The sequence below is a fragment of the Gilliamella sp. B2887 genome, assembly GCF_026537015.1.
GTDB lineage: Bacteria > Pseudomonadota > Gammaproteobacteria > Enterobacterales > Orbaceae > Gilliamella.
In genome coordinates, this window is sequence record NZ_JAFNMX010000001.1 from 114,313 (window position 1) to 132,027 (window position 17,715).

The window sequence follows — 17,715 nt, forward strand, 5'->3', positions numbered from 1 at the left end:
CATATGGCAGAGGTTTACAAGCATCAAAACACAATGTATTAAAATTTAGGTGCTGCTGGACGACCACGTTTTTTAGTGAAATTTTTGCTGTCGCCTATATCAGATTTTGTGCTTTTGCGACCACGCTTAGTTTCCGTAGCTTTGCCACTAATAAGGCTCATCTTCATTGGTTGATTAAGCACTCTTACTTTTTCAAAATGATTTAAGATATCTTTAGGCATACCTTTTGGTAGTTCAACAGTTGAATAAGTTTCATAAAGTTTAATATTACCAATATATCGACTACTAATATCTGCTTCATTCGCAATTGCACCAACAATATGACGTACTTCAACACCGTTTTCTTTACCCACTTCTATACGGTACATATCCATTTCACCCACATCACGGCGTTCACGACGTTTTGGTGTTTCACGATTATCCCCACGCAAACGACGTTCACCACCACGACTATCTCGATCGCGCAATTCACGTGATGGTTTGAATACTGGATCTGGAGGTAAAATTAATGGACGCTCACCTTGAGCTAACCTTAATAAAGCAGTCGCAATGGTTTCAAGATCTGCCCCACTGTCAGCTTGTATTTGTGATAACAAAATTTGATACTGTTGTAAATCGCTACTATCAAGTTGTTTTTGAACTTGCTCAGTAAACTTCGCTAAACGACGTGCTTCAAGTAGCTCTTTTGAAGGTAATCCCACTTCAGGAATTGGTTTTTTAATTGTTTGCTCAATATTTTTAAGCAAACGACGTTCACGACTATCAACAAATAAAATTGCACGACCAGCACGTCCTGCTCGCCCTGTTCGCCCAATACGATGAACATAAGACTCTGAATCTAAAGTAATATCATAGTTGATAACTAAGCTAATACGCTCAACATCTAAACCACGAGCGGCAACATCGGTTGCAATCAAAATATCTAAACGACCATTACGTAATCGATCTAAAGTTTGTTCACGTAACTGTTGTGTCATATCACCATTTAAAGCCGCACAACTGTAACCATGTTTTTCAAGTACTTCGGCCACATCCAATGTCGCTGATTTTGTGCGAACAAAAATAATCGCAGCATCAAAATCTTCAGCTTCCAAAAAGCGAACAATTGCTTCATTTTTTCTCATACCACGAACAAGCCAATAGCTCTGATCGATATCTGGTGCAGTTTGGTTAGTCCCTTTGATTTGTACCTCTTTAGGGTTATGCATAAATCGTTTAGTAATACGGCGGATTGGCGCTGGCATTGTTGCTGAAAATAGTGCTGTTTGATGATCTTCAGGAATCGTCGCCATGATGCTCTCAACATCATCAATAAAACCCATTCGTAGCATTTCATCAGCTTCATCAAGCACTAATCCTTTAAGATTAGAAAGATCTAATGTTTTACGATTTAAATGATCAAGTAAACGTCCTGGTGTACCAACCACAATTTGAGGGCCTTGCTTTAACGCTTTTAATTGAACGTCATAACGTTGACCACCATATAATGCTAATACTTTGATCCCTTTCATATATTTTGAATATTCTGCACAAGCGTCAGCAACTTGAATTGCAAGTTCTCGAGTCGGTGCTAAAACTAAAAGTTGTGGTGCTTTTAGATTTGCATCAATATTCATTAAGAAAGGAATTGAAAACGCAGCAGTTTTACCACTACCTGTTTGTGCCATCCCCAATACATCGTTTCCTTCTAATAATAAAGGAATACATTCAGATTGAATTGGTGATGGTTTGCTAAAACCAAGATCATTTAATGCGTTAAGGATATCCTCAGATAAACCAAGGTCAATAAAAGAAATTTCTTTTGTCATGTAAACTCGCTTAAAAATTTTGAATATACAAACTTAATTTTGGTTAACCATATTAGATACATTGATTAACAAATAACAGTAATCGCTAAATTATTACTATTTCAAACAAAAAAAGTTTATATAAATTTATGCCAGCTCACTAAATTGAAAATTTACAACTCACCCCAATAACTAACTACCGATATTGACTCAACTACGATCCAATGTATACAAAATAAATAAATTTAAAGTTAAATGATATTTATTTAAAAGATGATAAAACTATTTGTATTATCAAATGTTGAGAATATATTTTTTGGCAAATCAGAACTACGCTATAACAATATTTTCACTTTTAAAACTGGCATGACCCATGTTACTTTTCATTTTCTGCAAGTAACTTCATTTCATAGAGCGCCTGTTGATGTTCAACAAAGTTATAAATATTATTAGCTAAAGCATATTTAAATAACATTTTAGCACGCTCGTTGTTACCTTTACTTTGATAATATTTACCTAAATAAAAGTAGGCTTCGCAAAGACGTTCGGCTAGTTGCCGGTTACTTTCAACGCCTTGTTGAAGATTTTGCATTAACTTAGATTCATTAATCTTACCTAAATAAAATGCAATGATATCGCTACTATAAATCGTTTTATCATTCATAAGATCATAACGTTTTTGTAGCTTATTTTGTGCAGCTTTATTATCTATCTCTTTGTCAATTAAATAAAGCCATAAAATTCTTATCGGTTCATTCACATCAAATTGATAGAATTGATGTGCATCGCGTTCTGCTGATTGATAATGACCAGTACGATATAAAGTAATGGCACGATTTAAATAAGCATAAGCATAATTTGGATCAAGTTCTAATGTCGTATTAAAGGACATTAAAGCATTGTCAAAATCCCCTTCACGTAAAGCATAAGTTCCCATGAAATTGTAAATGTCTGGAATTTCAGGATTGAATTCCATCAAGTAACTAAAATCACTTTGCGCAAATGCTTTGAAGCCTAGTGAATCGTAAACAATGCCACGTTGAAATATAAGCTGTATCCGCGTAACTGTATCAATGTCTTTTTGAGATAACTGTTGACTTATTTGTGCAATTTTCAGTTCGTCATCATAGGAGACTTGATCAGGAACAGCAAGCAAAGGCTGAGAATTACAACAACCTGACATAAGAATAATTGCTAATGAAAAGCTAATAATTCTCATCAGGTTGTATTGTCTCATCTTAACTCCTAGTGAATAATTTTTTATTCGGTAGTTTGAGCTGCTTCTGTTGTTGGTTCTACAGCATCTTTCATGCTCAAACGAATCCGACCTTGTCGATCAATTTCTAACACTTTAACATTCACTTCTTGTCCAACTTTTAAATAATCAGAGACTTTTTCAACACGATGATCTGCAATCTGTGATACATGGACAAGACCTTCTTTACCACCAATAATTGATACAAAAGCACCAAAATCAACAATCCGTGTAACTTTACCTGCATAAATTTTGTCAATTTCAACATCTGCAACTAAATTATTAATGCGCGCCATTGCGTCTTTCGCTTTATTGCTGTCTGAAGCAGCAATTTTAACAGTACCATCATCAGTGATTTCAATAGTGGTACCCGTCTCTTCGGTCAAGGCTCTAATCGTTGCGCCACCTTTTCCAATAATATCGCGAATTTTGTCCGGATTGACATTCATGGTATAAATACGTGGTGCAAACTCTGAAATCTCTTGACGAGGTTTATTAATAGCTTGTTCCATCACGCCTAAAATATGTAAACGAGCACCTTTTGCTTGATTAAGCGCAATTTGCATAATTTCTTTCGTGATACCTTCAATCTTGATATCCATTTGTAATGCACTTACACCTTCACGGGTACCCGCTACTTTAAAGTCCATATCACCAAGATGATCTTCATCACCTAAAATATCAGATAAAACGACAAATTTATCGCCTTCCTTCACTAGCCCCATTGCAATACCAGCAACGGAGGACTTAATTGGTACACCAGCATCCATAAGTGCTAATGACGCACCACATACAGAAGCCATTGAAGAAGAACCATTAGATTCCGTAATTTCAGAAACAACGCGAACCGTGTAAGGAAACTCTTCTATACTCGGCATTACAGCTGCAACACCACGTTTAGCTAAACGACCATGACCAATCTCACGGCGTTTTGGTGAACCAACCATACCTGTTTCACCAACAGAATACGGAGGGAAGTTATAATGCAATAAAAAGCGTTCAGTGTATTCACCGGTCAACTCATCAATAATTTGAGCGTCACGTTCAGTACCTAAAGTGGCTGTTACTAATGCTTGAGTTTCACCACGAGTAAATAATGCACTACCGTGAGTTCTAGGTAAGACATTCGTACGAATATCAAGCGCACGAATCATATCTTTTTCGCGACCATCAATACGTGGTTCACCAGCAATAACGCGTTGACGAACGATTTGACTTTCTAAATCAACAATAATATTGATAACTTCGTTTTCATCAAGTTCTTCATCTTTCTCTTTAAGTGCCGCTAATACCTCTTCTTTAATTAAATCGATTTGAGCATAGCGCGCTTGTTTTTCAGTAATTCGATACGCTTCACCTAAGCGATCTTTTGCTAATTCAGAAACAGCATTATAAAGTGCTTCATTTTTAACTGGTGCAACCCAATCCCATTTTTCGCAATTAGTTTTAGTCACAAACTCATTAATATTATCAATGACAACTTGTTGTTGCTCATGACCGAAAACGACCGCCGCCAACATTTGATCTTCAGTTAATAAATCTGCTTCAGATTCAACCATTAAAACCGCACTTTTAGTACCAGCAACCACTAAGTCTAAACGACTTGTCGCTAGCTCTTTTACTGAAGGATTTAAAACAAATTCATCATTTATCAAGCCCACACGAGCTGCACCAATTGGACCATGGAAAGGCACACCAGATAGGCATAGCGCAGCAGAAGCACCAATCATAGCAACCAAATCAGGACTAACATCTGGATTAACTGATACAACCGTGGCAATAATCTGAATCTCATTAACAAAGCCTTCAGGAAATAAAGGACGAAGTGGTCGGTCGATCAAACGAGCAATGAGAGTTTCCCCTTCACTTGGCCGGCCTTCACGTTTAAAAAATCCGCCAGGAATACGCCCAGCTGCATAAGTACGTTCTTGGTAATTAACTGTTAAAGGGAAGAAGTCTTGGCCTTCTTTAACTTTCTTGTCAGCAACAACCGTTACAAATACAGCAGTATCATCCATATTAACCATTACAGCAGCAGTTGCTTGACGAGCCATAATGCCTGTTTCTAAAGTGACGGTATGACGACCATATTGAAATTTTTGATATGTCGGATTAAACAAAATAATGTCCTCTTGTAGTAATTTTGTTGAAGTTTGATATTTTGATAGAGATCAGCACAACTTTAGTTATGATACTTACTTCAACAATGTGGGAATGATCAACAAAAGATTATTTCACTGTCACGACTAATGACAAATCTATAAATTATAGAACTCTCATTAGTCGCGCGAAACATGAGATATAATCTTTTACTTTTCGAACTCAGCATTATATCAGAGCCCTAATTTTTCACAACGAAAAAGAGGCCTAAGCCTCTTTCCTAGTAGATTATAAATTAGCGACGTAAACCTAATTTTTGAATCAGTTGGCTATAACGTTCGAAATCTTTACGACGTAAATAATCTAATAATTTACGACGACTAGATACCATGCGTAACAAACCACGACGACTATGGTGATCTTTCTTATGTTCAGAAAAATGACCTTGTAAGTCATTAATGCGTGCAGTTAAAAGTGCAACTTGAACTTCAGTTGAACCAGTGTCGTTAGTACCACGACCAAAGTCGGCAACGATTTTCGCTTTAGCTTCTACAGTTAGAGACATAATAAACCTCTTAAATTAACATAAAATATGGAATGACCGATCTCTAATTCAGACACTCCTCGATATTCATATACTAGATATATGAATCGTGCGCAATTATACTAGAATTTACTGAAATAGCAATTTGATTTGTTTTTATTGCACTGGCATCATTTAATGGTATAGCCATACTCTTCTTGAATGAGTTTTTTAAGTGCTTCAATATAATTTTGTGCCGAAATACTCAATTGTACTTTTTGAGAGGTAATCCACCCTACTAATATTTTTTCTTTCACTTTGAGCGGTATAGATATAATATCAGAACCATTCAAATCTGTGCTTAATATTCCCGTACTTATAGTATAACCATTTAAACCATGTAGTAAATTGAACAAAGTTGCTCTATCACTAACATGAATACTTTTTTTATGATATACCGTACTCAAAATCTCTTCCGAAAAATAAAACGAATTATACTCACCTTGTTCAAACGATAAGTAAGGATACTCTTCTAAATCATGTAAAGTTAGTAATTTCATATCAGCTAAAGGATGATTAGTACTGATAAATACATGAGGATCCGCTTCAAACAGAGGATTAAAAGTCAGCCGATGCTCTTTTAATAAACGTAAAATGACCTTTTGATTAAAATCATTAATATATAAAATGCCGACTTCGCTACGTAAATTAGCCACATCAGTAATGATATCGTAAGTTCTAGTTTCTCGTAATGTAAACTCGTATTCATCGGTGTGATTTTTTTTAATAAGATTAACAAAAGCGTTGACTGCAAATGCATAATGCTGAGTTGAAATGCTACATAACTGTTTCGATGGTGCTTTTTTAGCATAGTGTTGCTCTAACAGTTCAGCTTGATCCAATACTTGCTTAGCATACCCTAAAAATTCCACACCATCGGTTGAAAGTGAAACCCCTTTTGACGTACGCACAAAAATCTCAATACCAAATTCTGTTTCTAATTCTTTAACGGCAGTTGATAAACTGGGTTGGGTAATATATAAATTTTTAGCCGCTTCATTTATTGAACCTGAGCGGGCAATTTCTAAAATATAACGTAACTGTTGAAGTTTCATAGCATCACTTAATTGATTGTTATAAACAAATCATTTTGCAAAATAAATTCAACTATATACAAAATATAATTACAAGCGCAATAAAAAACTACAGTCCAAAACTCTAATTACACAAAATAGATAAACTAATTTAATATAACTTTTTATTCATGATATGGATCATAACTGTAATTAATTTTTAATTTCCTCGATAATTATTCTACTCACCAATTATCTAATATTAATATATCTTGCCAGTTTCCTTTATAAATACCGCCATGATAACAAATCACTTCTTCAATTTGGTAATGAAATAAACTTTTCACTGAACTTTGTGCTTGAGATAAGTCATAAGCAAATTCTGGATAAGGAATAATTAGTCGATCATCAACCAAAACCAATGCATCACCAGCTATAAGCGTTTTGGTTTCCTTAATATATAAGGATATGTGACCTTCAGTATGTCCTGGTGTAAAAATAACCTCAACACCTTGACTTATAGCTAAAATTTGGTGATTACTTAAAATATCAGTAACTTCAACCCTTTCTATACTTTCTAATATATTATGGAAAGTAATAGCCTGCTTTTTTTCATCATCAGATAAGGAAGAATATCTTTTTTCTGCTTGTTCTAAACGCAAAGGTTTTCTTCTTTTTTCGATATATGCTTTTTCTACATTAGATGACAATATTTTAATATAAGGATATTTTTTTTTAAAATCAGCTAATGAGCCAATATGATCAAAATCATGATGTGTAATAATAATATGAGATAACTTATTTAAATTTAGATCCTTTTTTTTTGCTTCTTGTTCAAATAAGTTGAACTGACAAGGATACCCAGCATCAATTAATATCATATTATTATCATCTTGTATAATAACAGGATGAATGACCTGTAAAACGCCATTATAATCAAAATTTATATCTAATACTTCAATTATCATTTTGTACTTAGCTTATTTGAGAATACTATGTAATTTGAATTAACTAAAATAACATAAAATTTAATTTTTGAAACTTATTCTTTACCAATATATTTCTACATTCAGCTTCAACGTACGAACTGAAGCGTTAAGACCAACTAGCGAGAGCAAAACAGCAGTTTTCTACACATCAAGGAAAATAGTTAAATGGCTTTGATAAGCTCCTTATAAAAATTCGCTATACATATTAAAACATCTTCTATCGTGCTTGACGCTATTCAGTGAGTGCTTTGCCTAAATCATCAAATTTTTTCGCTCTAATTCTTTTAATAAAATAGCAGCGATCAAACCATTTTTACATGGTATTGCTTTTTATATATATATGATCCGCTGTCCATAACTCAATGCTTTTACTGCTGATTTTGATGTCCTGCTTAGTGACCAGATTAACTTGGGCATTTTGGGCTTGCAGGTTTATATCACCCTGATTGGCAAAGGTGCTGTCTGAGCCCTCTATACCTACTGGACTAATAAGATTCTGCTTCCCTGTGCATAGGTTAAAATCCCTTATTCGATAATCGGATTAATGCCATTTTGAATGGTTTATCACCTGACAATTATAATAATGGCAAAATTATTTGCCCGGACTTGTTGCCCATGATCTAAAAATTGGGTGGATTTTTCAGTTTAAGATATTGTCCCATGCTGACGTTATTGTACTTTCCTTGCTACCCTTTAGGCATGCCGTGTTTTTTTAACCCGGCTTTAGCTTTGGAAGTGATTTCAGTTATTTTCAATTAGGGTAAGGATTCGGACACGCATCAGATCCTTGTGATATCCGTTCGGTATCCTTTTACCAAACTCTATTGACGGTGCATCAGGGTGAGCAACGGCATGATCCAACCGATCACATTGCCAGCCGGAACAAAACCAATAATAACCGTGTTACTATAACCTAAGTTGAATTCACGTTAACAAATAATCTAAAAAAGATTATAAAACACTCTTTTCGTATATTTTGCAATCTTTTTTTAAAATTCTTTAAATTTGAATTATGAATATAACTTACTGATATCATTAATAAATTAATGAAATATCCATCAAGCTTATTGCCTTAGCATTATCAAAAAAAGAGAAACCGAATTGAACTTTTACCAATGGTTTTTGAACATTTTGCACGGAACGTTGGTTAAGTTTTAATAGCTGAATAATCCTTTTTACGGAATCGTCCCCCCTTTTGTTCAAAATTTTTGACAAAATAACGGATGGCAAAGTGATAAAAATGGGTTACAACCGACCAATAAGATAAGCTGTTAAATGAAATTTTAGTGTGACGAATGAATTTTTTGAATATCGTGTTTTATAAGTAAATGATCATTTAAGTTGTAAAAAATATTCAGGAGTGTATACCGTTTTGTTTTTTGTTTTTTGTTTTTACATTCACCTATAAAGTGCCAGCCAGAGCATAAAAGAAAAAACATACGTTTAAGTGTAAAACTGAATCACTAAAAGAAGTTTTCATAGAAGAGTTTGATACTCATAATGGTCGAGACGGTAATAAGCATGGGCCTTATTAGTTTTCGCCCTTTGGTGATAACCATTTTTGCTCCTAACCTTGCACCAATAAATTGGCCTACAAGCATGACTAAACCAATTGACCAAACCACTTCTCCACCAACAATAAAAAAGATTAAACCCGCTAAGTTAGAAGTAAAATTAAGTACTTTCGTGTGTGCAGTGGCTTTGGTTAAATTAAAACCAGCTAGAGAGATATAGGCAAGTGCGTAGAATGAGCCTGCTCCGGGACCAAAGAATCCATCATAAAATCCGATTATTAACGCTGGTAATATGGCAAATTGGATTATGGTTAAGCGACTTTTACGATCATTTACCCCAATGGTTGGGGATAATAAGAAATAGAGCCCTACACTGATGGTTAAAATGGGTAATAATAATTTTAAAAAGTTCGCTTGTATATGCATGACTGATAATGTGCCAAGCGCCGAGCCGATAAAAGCACATATAATCGCCCATTTTTGCTGTTTTAAATCAACCATGCGTTCACGAATAAAGTAAAGACTGGCTGAAAATGATCCACCACAGCTTTGTAATTTATTAGTGGCTAAGGCGCTCGCTGGAGGTAAGCCAACTGCCAATAATGCAGGTACGGTTAATAATCCTCCACCACCAGCAATTGAATCGATAAATCCAGCTAAAGTAGCAAGAGCAAATAATAATAATAAGAGTTCATCACTCATAATTTATTCATATCATTACACTGGGCCCGATAACGAAGATAGTGATCCATTAAAACAATAGCAACCATTGCTTCAGCAATTGGCACAGCCCTTATACCGACACACGGATCGTGCCGTCCATGTGTTGATACTTCAACACTCTCACCATGAATGTTGATAGATTGACTTGCGATTTCAATACTTGGCGTCGGTTTTAATGCAATACTCGTTAAAATAGTTTGCCCTGAGCTAATTCCACCCAAAATACCACCAGCATGGTTAGATAAGAAACCTTGTGGAGTTATTTCATCACGGTTTTCACTACCACGTTTACTAATAACATCAAAACCATCACCGATTTCTACACCTTTTACAGCATTTATGCTCATTAGTGCATGGGCAAGTTCGGCATCTAATCTATCAAATACAGGTTCACCTAAACCAACTGGTACATTTTCAGCTACAATGCAAACCTTCGCCCCTATTGAATCACCTTCTTTTTTTAATGATCTTAATAATTCATCTAATTTTTCAAGTTTACTTTCATCAGCACAAAAAAATGGATTTTTTTCAACTTGTTGCCAATCTTTTAATTGACATTTTATCTCACCCATTTGGGCTAGATAGCCGCGAATGGTGATCCCTAATTTTTCATACAAATATTTTTTTGCTATTGCACCAGCAGCAACTCGCATCGCAGTTTCACGTGCCGAAGAACGCCCACCACCACGATAATCGCGGATCCCGTATTTATGTTGATAAGTGAAATCAGCATGGCTTGGTCTAAAAATATCTTTAATTTTGCTGTAGTCTTGGGAACGTTGATCGGTATTCTCAATTAATAGACCAATGCTAGTACCAGTTGTTACCCCCTCAAAAACGCCTGATAAGATTTTTATTTGGTCAGCTTCACGCCGTTGAGTTGTATAACGCGAGGAACCTGGACGACGACGATCAAGATCATGTTGCATATCTGACTCAGTCAAAGCGAGCCCAGGAGGCACACCATCAACAACACAACCTAAAGCAATACCATGTGACTCTCCAAATGTTGTGACTTTAAATAATTTTCCTATTGAGTTTCCAGCCATAATAATTTTTCCGAATATTGAAAATAGCCTAAATAAAACAGTGATGATATTGAATCAGCTTTTCTCGAGTGATAGAAAAAACACCTAACCCACCTCGTTCAAATTGCAACCACTGAAAAGGTACTTGATGATATTGCTCTTGTAAGTGAACCCAGCTATTTCCTACCTCACAAACTAATACACCTTGTGGTGATAAATAATTAATTGCATCACTTAAAATTCGTTTAACGATATCTAAACCATCAAATCCTGCTTCAAGTGCTAATTTAGGCTCATAGGAAAACTCATCAGGCAAATCGTCCATATCTTCATTATCAACGTAAGGAGGATTGGTAACAATAAGATCATATTGTTTTGTTGGAATATCATTGAATAAATCAGATAGCATTGGTGTTACTTGGAAATTCATTTGATGCAAGTCGATATTTTGTTGTGCTACATCTAATGCTTCTAATGAAATATCAGTAATATCAACTTGTGCATCAGGAAAAGCGTAAGCACACGCAATACCAATACATCCACTACCTGTACAGAGATCTAAAATCTGTTGGGGTGATTGGGATAATAAAGATTGGAAGTGATTATCAATTAATTCACCAATCGGAGAACGAGGAATTAAGACTCGTTCATCAATATAAAAACTATGTCCACAAAACCATGCTTGATTCGTTAAATATGGTGTTGGCACTCGATCATGAATCCGTCTTTGGATTACATTGAAAAGCTCTTGTTTTTCATCATTTGTAAGATTTGCTGAATAAAATTCGGTAGGAATAAACAGTGATAAACCCAAAGTGGTTAAGATAAGTTGTTTAGCTTCATCGATAGGATTATCAGTTCCGTGACCTAAAAAAGCATCTGATAAACTAAGTTGCGATGATGTCCAGCGTATAAAATCCTGAACCGTGCGTAAGTTTTCCATAATGGCTCCAATGATTAAGGAGAGGGAAGGTATAACTCGTCACTTCCGATCACATTATAATGAGGAAATGCACTAATATAATATTGAAAATGATATATGTAAATCACATTGAACAAAAGATTCTTCATTTCCAAAAACTAAAATAAATATGGCGGTGAGGAAGGGATTCGAACCCTTGATACGTTGCCGTATACACACTTTCCAGGCGTGCTCCTTCAACCACTCGGACACCTCACCTTATATTTACAACCTGCTTTAGAAAAAGCAGGTTGCATACTATAATAATCTCAAGCTAATTAATCAAGTTTTTTTAATGCGTAAAAACAATGATACCAAACACAACTAAAACGGATAGAATTGCAACTGTTGTCATTAAAGCAAATTTTAAATCTGTACACATCTTAAATTTTCTCCAATAATTCTGTTATTGACCAAAACCTATTTATTAATTGGTGAACTAAGTGAAATAACCTCTTGAGTTGATTTTTTTACCTCAATATTTGGATATTTAGGCGCTAAATCCAAAAGAATTTCGACTGATTCATTTAAATAAGCATCTGGTTGCTTATAATCTTTAGGTAAATCTTCTAATTTAGAAATGGGTGGTTTACCTTCACGAGCTAAACGTTCATTGGTTCTTTTTAAATCACGATCTTCATAACTTTTTTGTTCAGCTTCACGATTCTTTTTATTGAGAGACACAATATACCGACGTTCTTTTTTATCATTAAGCTCTTGAATATCTTGATCGATATAAACAAATTCTGGATTATTTGAAATTCGAGTTAAATGTTCTGATTTCAAATAAGGCAATATTGGTTTTATATTAGTCAGCGTTAAATATTCAGATGATGGTATTTTATCCCATGGCATGGCATTATCTAAAAAACGTTCACCTGTTTCATCGTCATATTTTGTTTTGCCCATTTCAATATCGGGTTCAACACCTTTAAGTTGTGTACTCCCTCCATTGATACGATAAAACTTCTGTACAGTATATTGTACACCACCTAACTCGGGCCAATTAGGATGGAGTCTGGCATCTGTTTGATAAGCAATATTTCGTGAGGTTTGAACAGTCCCTTTACCATAAGTTGTTTCACCGACTATTACAGCTCGACCATAATCTTGTAACGCTGCAGCAAATATCTCTGAAGCAGAAGCGCTATAACGATTGACCATTACAACAATGGGACCTGTATATTCAATACCTTTATTTTTATCATCATAAACAATTACTTTTTGAAGATTATCGCGAACTTGAACTACTGGTCCATAATCAATGAAAAGTCCTGTCAAAGAGATAACCTCCGCTAAAGAACCCCCACCATTATTACGTAAATCAATAACCAGACCTTGTAACTTAGCTTTATTAGCATCCAATAAAAGAGATTCGACTTTATCGGTTAATCCCATATAAAAACTTGGTATATCAATAATACCAACTTTTCCTCGCGGGTTATCGACAATATTTAATTTTGCTTCACGATCTTCAAAGTGAATTTTATCTCGAGTAAGTTCAATAATTTTTGGTTTACTATTGTTACCCGCGGGCAATATTTCAAGTTTAACCACTGTTCCTTTCGGACCTCGAATTTTGTCAACGATATCATCTAAACGCCAACCAATTACATCTTCTATAGGAGAATTACTTTGCCCAACACCGATAATTTTATCACCTACGGCAATTGATTTACTTTTTTCAGCCGGTCCGCCAGTAACAAAAGACATGATTACTGTATAATCGTCTTGTTGACTAAGTGTTGCACCTATACCTTCAAAAGATAAACTCATTTCCGAATCAAAATCACGTTTTTTACGTGGTGCTAAATAACTGGTATGAGGATCTATTTCTCGCGCAAATGCATTCATAAAGACTTGGAAAGCATCTTCATTATTTGATTGTTCAATAGTTTTTAAAACTCGATTATAACGTTTGGTCAATATTTCTCGAATTTGAGTTTCAGTTTTTCCAGATAAAGATAAGCTAAGCTCATCATATTTAACACGCTTATTCCAATAAGAATCGAGCTCTTTTTCAGTAATTGCCCAAGATATATCTTCACGATTAAAATCAATTTCATCGTTAGTCGAAAAATCCATTGGAGATTGTAAAACTTTAAGCGCATATTTATAACGTTCATAACGTTTACGCATTGCAAGATTATAGATATCGTATGCCGTTTTTAAATTACCATCAAATAATTCTTGACCTAATAACTCTTGCCTGTTGCGGAAAGTATCGATATCGTCTTGAATGAATATCGCTTTACTACCATCTAGCATTTTAAAATAGCGATCAAAAATTTTAGCTGAAAATGCACCGTCTAATGCAAAGTTACGATAATGTGCTTGAGTAAAAAAATTTGTTACTCGCTTAGCTACAACTTGATGAACATCATCTTGTTTAAGTATTGGTAATTGTTCAGCGACAGGCTGTTTGGCCTGTACACTTAGACTTACAATGCATAGTGCAAGGCTTAATTTAATAGTGCCTTTGAGTAATTTATTCATTCAAATTCTCTATTTGGTAATAATATGCTCAGGTTTAACAGTTAATTCCATACCAGATCCGACATTTACTTTGATATGCTCTTTTTCAATATTAATGATTTGTACTTTTAACGGTTTATTACCTAATATTACTTTAACATAATCACCTATTTTTAATGTTTTGGCTTTTTTGACAGACGGACGTGAATTTTTACGTTTTTCTTTTTGTGTTCGCTCTTTTAAACGCTCTTTAGCTTTCTGTTTACTTTCTTTTAATTGTTGTTGAGCATATTCCATTTGTTCTTTGCTTATAAGTTCATTTAGATTTCCATCTAAATCAACACGATGAGCGCCTTCTTTAATACTATATAAATAGCGCCAACTCATGGTATAAGCGCGTAAGGCAACACGAAGTTTTGTTTTACTTAGCGCCTCATCATCCAAGCGAGAAAGGATATCTTGAAAAATTCCAATTTTTAAAGGTTTTGCTTCACCTTCAAGAGTAAAACAATTTGGAAATTGTTGAGCTAAATATACAATAATATCTTTACTATTTGTTAATTGAAACTGACTTTCCATTGTTTATTCCATAGCAACTAAATTGATTTTTTACTAGCGTTAAAGTATATCGCAGCTTGCGCAATAACACTAACTATCTTTTTTATGTTTATTAATAAAACTTATAAAATCTTTAATGCCGTTTCGCATTAACCACGATATAACAATGGATTTTTCATCAACAGATAACTGTTCAAATGCTGTCATCCATAATTGCAATGGATCAATTGGTGAAACAACATATGTAGCACTTTCTTCTTCAAGATATAATGCTTTTTTGACACTTAGAGGTAAGCTGCTTATATGATACTCTAAAGCCTTTCCTCTAACACCCGTTCTTTTGCGTGCAGTCCAATTTTCAGCTCTTGCTTTACGATTAACACCTTGTATCGTTGATGGCATCCCGGCAATACTTGATAGCTCTTTTGATGAGAACCATTCTTTCATTTTACTATCCCATTTTAACACAATAAGAAAAAATTATAGAAATTAAAGAAACTTTGATACAATAAATAAGAAACAAGAAGTCATAAATAACTATAGTTAGATTATAAACTTACTTGTTTAAGTAACATCAAAGCATATCATAGATATACAAGGTTATAAACTAAGAGGAAATAAAAAATGAAAATTGATTCTAGTGATTGGCATCCTGCAGATATTATTGCCGCACTAAAAAAGAAAGGCACAACGCTTGCTAATCTTTCTCGACAATCAGGTTTAAGTTCATCGACATTGAGTAATGCTTTAGCTAGACCTTGGACAAAAGGAGAATTTATTATTGCACAAGCATTAAATATGGAGCCACATGAAATTTGGCCCAGTCGTTATATAGATTCCATAACCAATCAACCGATAAAGCGCGTACTACGACTTAAGAAGAAAAAAAAGCGAAAATCCATGACTAAACAAAAAAAAAATTAATAAAGAGTGATGAAATTATGGAAACATATAGAAATAAAAACAACATTTCTATCTTGATGTAGATTAAGTTTTTTGTAGATCTTGAACGTTACCAAACATATGCTATCATTCACATTCATGGAGAAAAAATATTAATTATCAGGTTACAATATAATGAAAAATGTTAATAAGTTCTTTATCGCTTTATTCTCAATCATATTATTATCGGGTTGTACACAAAATAATTTTATTGAACAAGGTACACCACTAAGTAAAGACAAAGTTAGTAGTATAGTTGAAGGTTCAACAACTGAAGCACAAATAATATCGTTATTTGGTGAACCGGCAAGTAAGAAAGTGATTAATTCTGATGAAGTACAATGGACATATAAATACATTAGAAAAAGCTCAACCAGCCATTTAATTATTGGTGAGACCCAATCTAATGCTATCAGCGGAACATTGGATGTTATCATTTCGAAAGGCGTAGTAACTTGGTATAATTATGATGAAAATCATGAACATAAAAGATGGTAGTTACACTTACTTTATTTATACCGATAGCACATTGCTATAATGTGCTATTAGCGTGAATTATTTTACTTCATTTAAGAGCAACTCTATCTTTTTCCGATAATAACCGTATAAAAAAGTATACACTTTACCCATCTATCTAATTAAGAACAGACATTACTGGACAAAATCATACATTAAGTTATACTCATTAACGAGATTAACCAGACAATCGCTGCTTTGTTATTGTCCTTTGTAAAAAGGAAACAAACAAAGGGGAGGAAAGTCCGGGCTCCATAGGGCAGAGTGCCAGGTAACGCCTGGGGGATGTTGGCGTGAGCGAACATTCACGACTAGTGCAACAGAAAGTATACCGCCGATGGCTTATTTATAAGAACAGGTAAGGGTGAAAGGGTGCGGTAAGAGCGCACCGCGCAACTGGTAACAGTTGTGGCACGGTAAACTCCACTCGGAGCAAGGTCAAATAGGGATTCATTGGCGCGGCCCGCGTTGAATCCGGGTAGACTGCTTGAGCTAATGCGTGAGTATTAGCCTAGAGGAATGATTGTCCACGACAGAACCCGGCTTATCGGTTAATTTCGCCCTCTTATTTATAAATTCATCTGTAAAATTAAATCTCAAGATTGCTTCTTCTTTGCTAACCAACGTTTAAAAGCAAGCCACAACGAGAAAATTAATCCTAATAATAATAATAAAACTGGAATCAACATAAGAAGAGACATGATTTGTTTTTCATATTTATTAAAAACTGGCGATAAACCAAATAAATAACCTAATGTTACAATTAAGAAGATCCATAATGTTGCACTTATCCAGTTATAAATATGAAATTTTCGACTATGTAATCCTGATAATCCCGCCATGATAGGTAATAACGTACGTACAAAAGCAATAAATCGCCCAATAAAAAGAGCTTGTAATCCATATTTATGGAATAAAACTTCTGATTTTTTATGATATTTTTCTGGAACATGTTCCATCCAGCTTTGTACAAGCTTAGTGTTACCTAACCAAAGACCTTGTGCATAACCTAACCAAGTACCTAAAGCGGCTCCAGCAATTAAAATAACATTTATTAAACCAAAATGAAAAACGTCGAGACTAATCAATACTCCAGTTAAGAATAATAAACTATCACCTGGTAAGAATGCTGCTGGTAAAACTCCATTTTCTAATAAAATAACGACAAATAACATACCGTAAAGCGTCCAAAGCACATTAGGATTTGATAGCGTTGCCACATCCAGATTAACAAAAGCATGATAAAGAGTAATGATTGTTTCCATCTATTT

At 34.5% G+C, this 17,715-nt stretch carries 16 protein-coding genes, 1 tRNA gene and 1 other RNA gene; 3 read left to right on the top strand and 15 right to left on the bottom strand.

Annotated features, from left to right (window positions below):
• Window positions 1-38 precede the first annotated feature (38 nt).
• The 14 genes from J3U13_RS00485 to J3U13_RS00545 all read right to left on the bottom strand — a co-directional run bounded on the left by J3U13_RS00485 (window position 39) and on the right by J3U13_RS00545 (window position 15,433).
• Entirely contained in the window at window positions 39-1,808 is a 1,770-nt protein-coding gene (locus tag J3U13_RS00485; RefSeq protein WP_267339431.1) for a DEAD/DEAH family ATP-dependent RNA helicase, read from the bottom strand.
• A gap of 355 nt (window positions 1,809-2,163) precedes the next feature.
• On the bottom strand, window positions 2,164-3,024 hold the full coding sequence (nlpI, locus tag J3U13_RS00490; RefSeq protein WP_267339432.1) for a lipoprotein NlpI: 861 nt from the start codon (window positions 3,022-3,024) through the stop codon (window positions 2,164-2,166).
• 23 nt (window positions 3,025-3,047) lie between these two features.
• Window positions 3,048-5,162 (bottom strand): polyribonucleotide nucleotidyltransferase, encoded by a 2,115-nt coding sequence (pnp, locus tag J3U13_RS00495; protein WP_416380323.1) that lies wholly within the window; start codon window positions 5,160-5,162, stop codon window positions 3,048-3,050.
• Between the two features lie 275 nt (window positions 5,163-5,437).
• The gene (gene rpsO, locus J3U13_RS00500; protein ID WP_267339433.1) at window positions 5,438-5,707 is read right to left on the bottom strand and encodes a 30S ribosomal protein S15; all 270 of its coding nucleotides are present in this window, start codon (window positions 5,705-5,707) and stop codon (window positions 5,438-5,440) included.
• 149 nt (window positions 5,708-5,856) lie between these two features.
• Window positions 5,857-6,780: a LysR family transcriptional regulator gene (locus J3U13_RS00505; protein ID WP_267339434.1), complete on the bottom strand. Its 924-nt coding sequence runs from the start codon at window positions 6,778-6,780 to the stop codon at window positions 5,857-5,859.
• 203 nt (window positions 6,781-6,983) lie between these two features.
• Entirely contained in the window at window positions 6,984-7,706 is a 723-nt protein-coding gene (locus tag J3U13_RS00510; protein WP_267339435.1) for an MBL fold metallo-hydrolase, read from the bottom strand.
• A 1,484-nt stretch (window positions 7,707-9,190) separates the two neighbouring features.
• Complete coding sequence (locus J3U13_RS00515) at window positions 9,191-9,943, bottom strand: TSUP family transporter (protein WP_267339436.1); 753 nt, start codon at window positions 9,941-9,943, stop codon at window positions 9,191-9,193.
• Window positions 9,940-11,013: a chorismate synthase gene (gene aroC, locus J3U13_RS00520; RefSeq protein ID WP_267339437.1), complete on the bottom strand. Its 1,074-nt coding sequence runs from the start codon at window positions 11,011-11,013 to the stop codon at window positions 9,940-9,942. Before aroC ends, J3U13_RS00515 begins: the two co-directional genes overlap by 4 nt.
• A gap of 28 nt (window positions 11,014-11,041) precedes the next feature.
• Window positions 11,042-11,935, bottom strand: coding sequence for a 50S ribosomal protein L3 N(5)-glutamine methyltransferase (gene prmB / locus J3U13_RS00525; protein WP_267339438.1), 894 nt, complete (start codon window positions 11,933-11,935; stop codon window positions 11,042-11,044).
• Between the two features lie 149 nt (window positions 11,936-12,084).
• A tRNA-Ser gene (locus J3U13_RS00530) sits at window positions 12,085-12,172 on the bottom strand.
• A 73-nt stretch (window positions 12,173-12,245) separates the two neighbouring features.
• Window positions 12,246-12,335: a YnhF family membrane protein gene (locus J3U13_RS11410; protein ID WP_416380322.1), complete on the bottom strand. Its 90-nt coding sequence runs from the start codon at window positions 12,333-12,335 to the stop codon at window positions 12,246-12,248.
• Window positions 12,336-12,373: 38 nt separating this feature from the next.
• Window positions 12,374-14,449, bottom strand: coding sequence for a carboxy terminal-processing peptidase (gene prc, locus J3U13_RS00535; protein WP_267339439.1), 2,076 nt, complete (start codon window positions 14,447-14,449; stop codon window positions 12,374-12,376).
• A 9-nt stretch (window positions 14,450-14,458) separates the two neighbouring features.
• Entirely contained in the window at window positions 14,459-15,007 is a 549-nt protein-coding gene (proQ, locus tag J3U13_RS00540) for an RNA chaperone ProQ (RefSeq protein ID WP_267339440.1), read from the bottom strand.
• Between the two features lie 69 nt (window positions 15,008-15,076).
• Entirely contained in the window at window positions 15,077-15,433 is a 357-nt protein-coding gene (locus J3U13_RS00545; RefSeq protein ID WP_267339441.1) for a DNA-binding protein, read from the bottom strand.
• A gap of 177 nt (window positions 15,434-15,610) precedes the next feature.
• Between J3U13_RS00545 and J3U13_RS00550 the strand changes: the two genes are divergently transcribed.
• The 3 genes from J3U13_RS00550 to rnpB all read left to right on the top strand — a co-directional run bounded on the left by J3U13_RS00550 (window position 15,611) and on the right by rnpB (window position 17,007).
• Window positions 15,611-15,910, top strand: a complete 300-nt coding sequence (locus J3U13_RS00550) for a helix-turn-helix transcriptional regulator (RefSeq protein WP_324169955.1) — start codon at window positions 15,611-15,613, stop codon at window positions 15,908-15,910.
• Window positions 15,911-16,063: 153 nt separating this feature from the next.
• A complete protein-coding gene (locus J3U13_RS00555) occupies window positions 16,064-16,426 on the top strand; it encodes a hypothetical protein (RefSeq protein ID WP_267339442.1) in 363 nt (120 codons plus the stop codon).
• 192 nt (window positions 16,427-16,618) lie between these two features.
• An RNA gene (gene rnpB / locus J3U13_RS00560) (RNase P RNA component class A) lies at window positions 16,619-17,007 on the top strand.
• Between the two features lie 33 nt (window positions 17,008-17,040).
• Here the strand turns inward: rnpB and J3U13_RS00565 are convergent.
• Complete coding sequence (locus J3U13_RS00565) at window positions 17,041-17,709, bottom strand: DedA family protein (protein ID WP_267339443.1); 669 nt, start codon at window positions 17,707-17,709, stop codon at window positions 17,041-17,043.
• Between the last annotated feature and the right edge of the window lie 6 nt (window positions 17,710-17,715).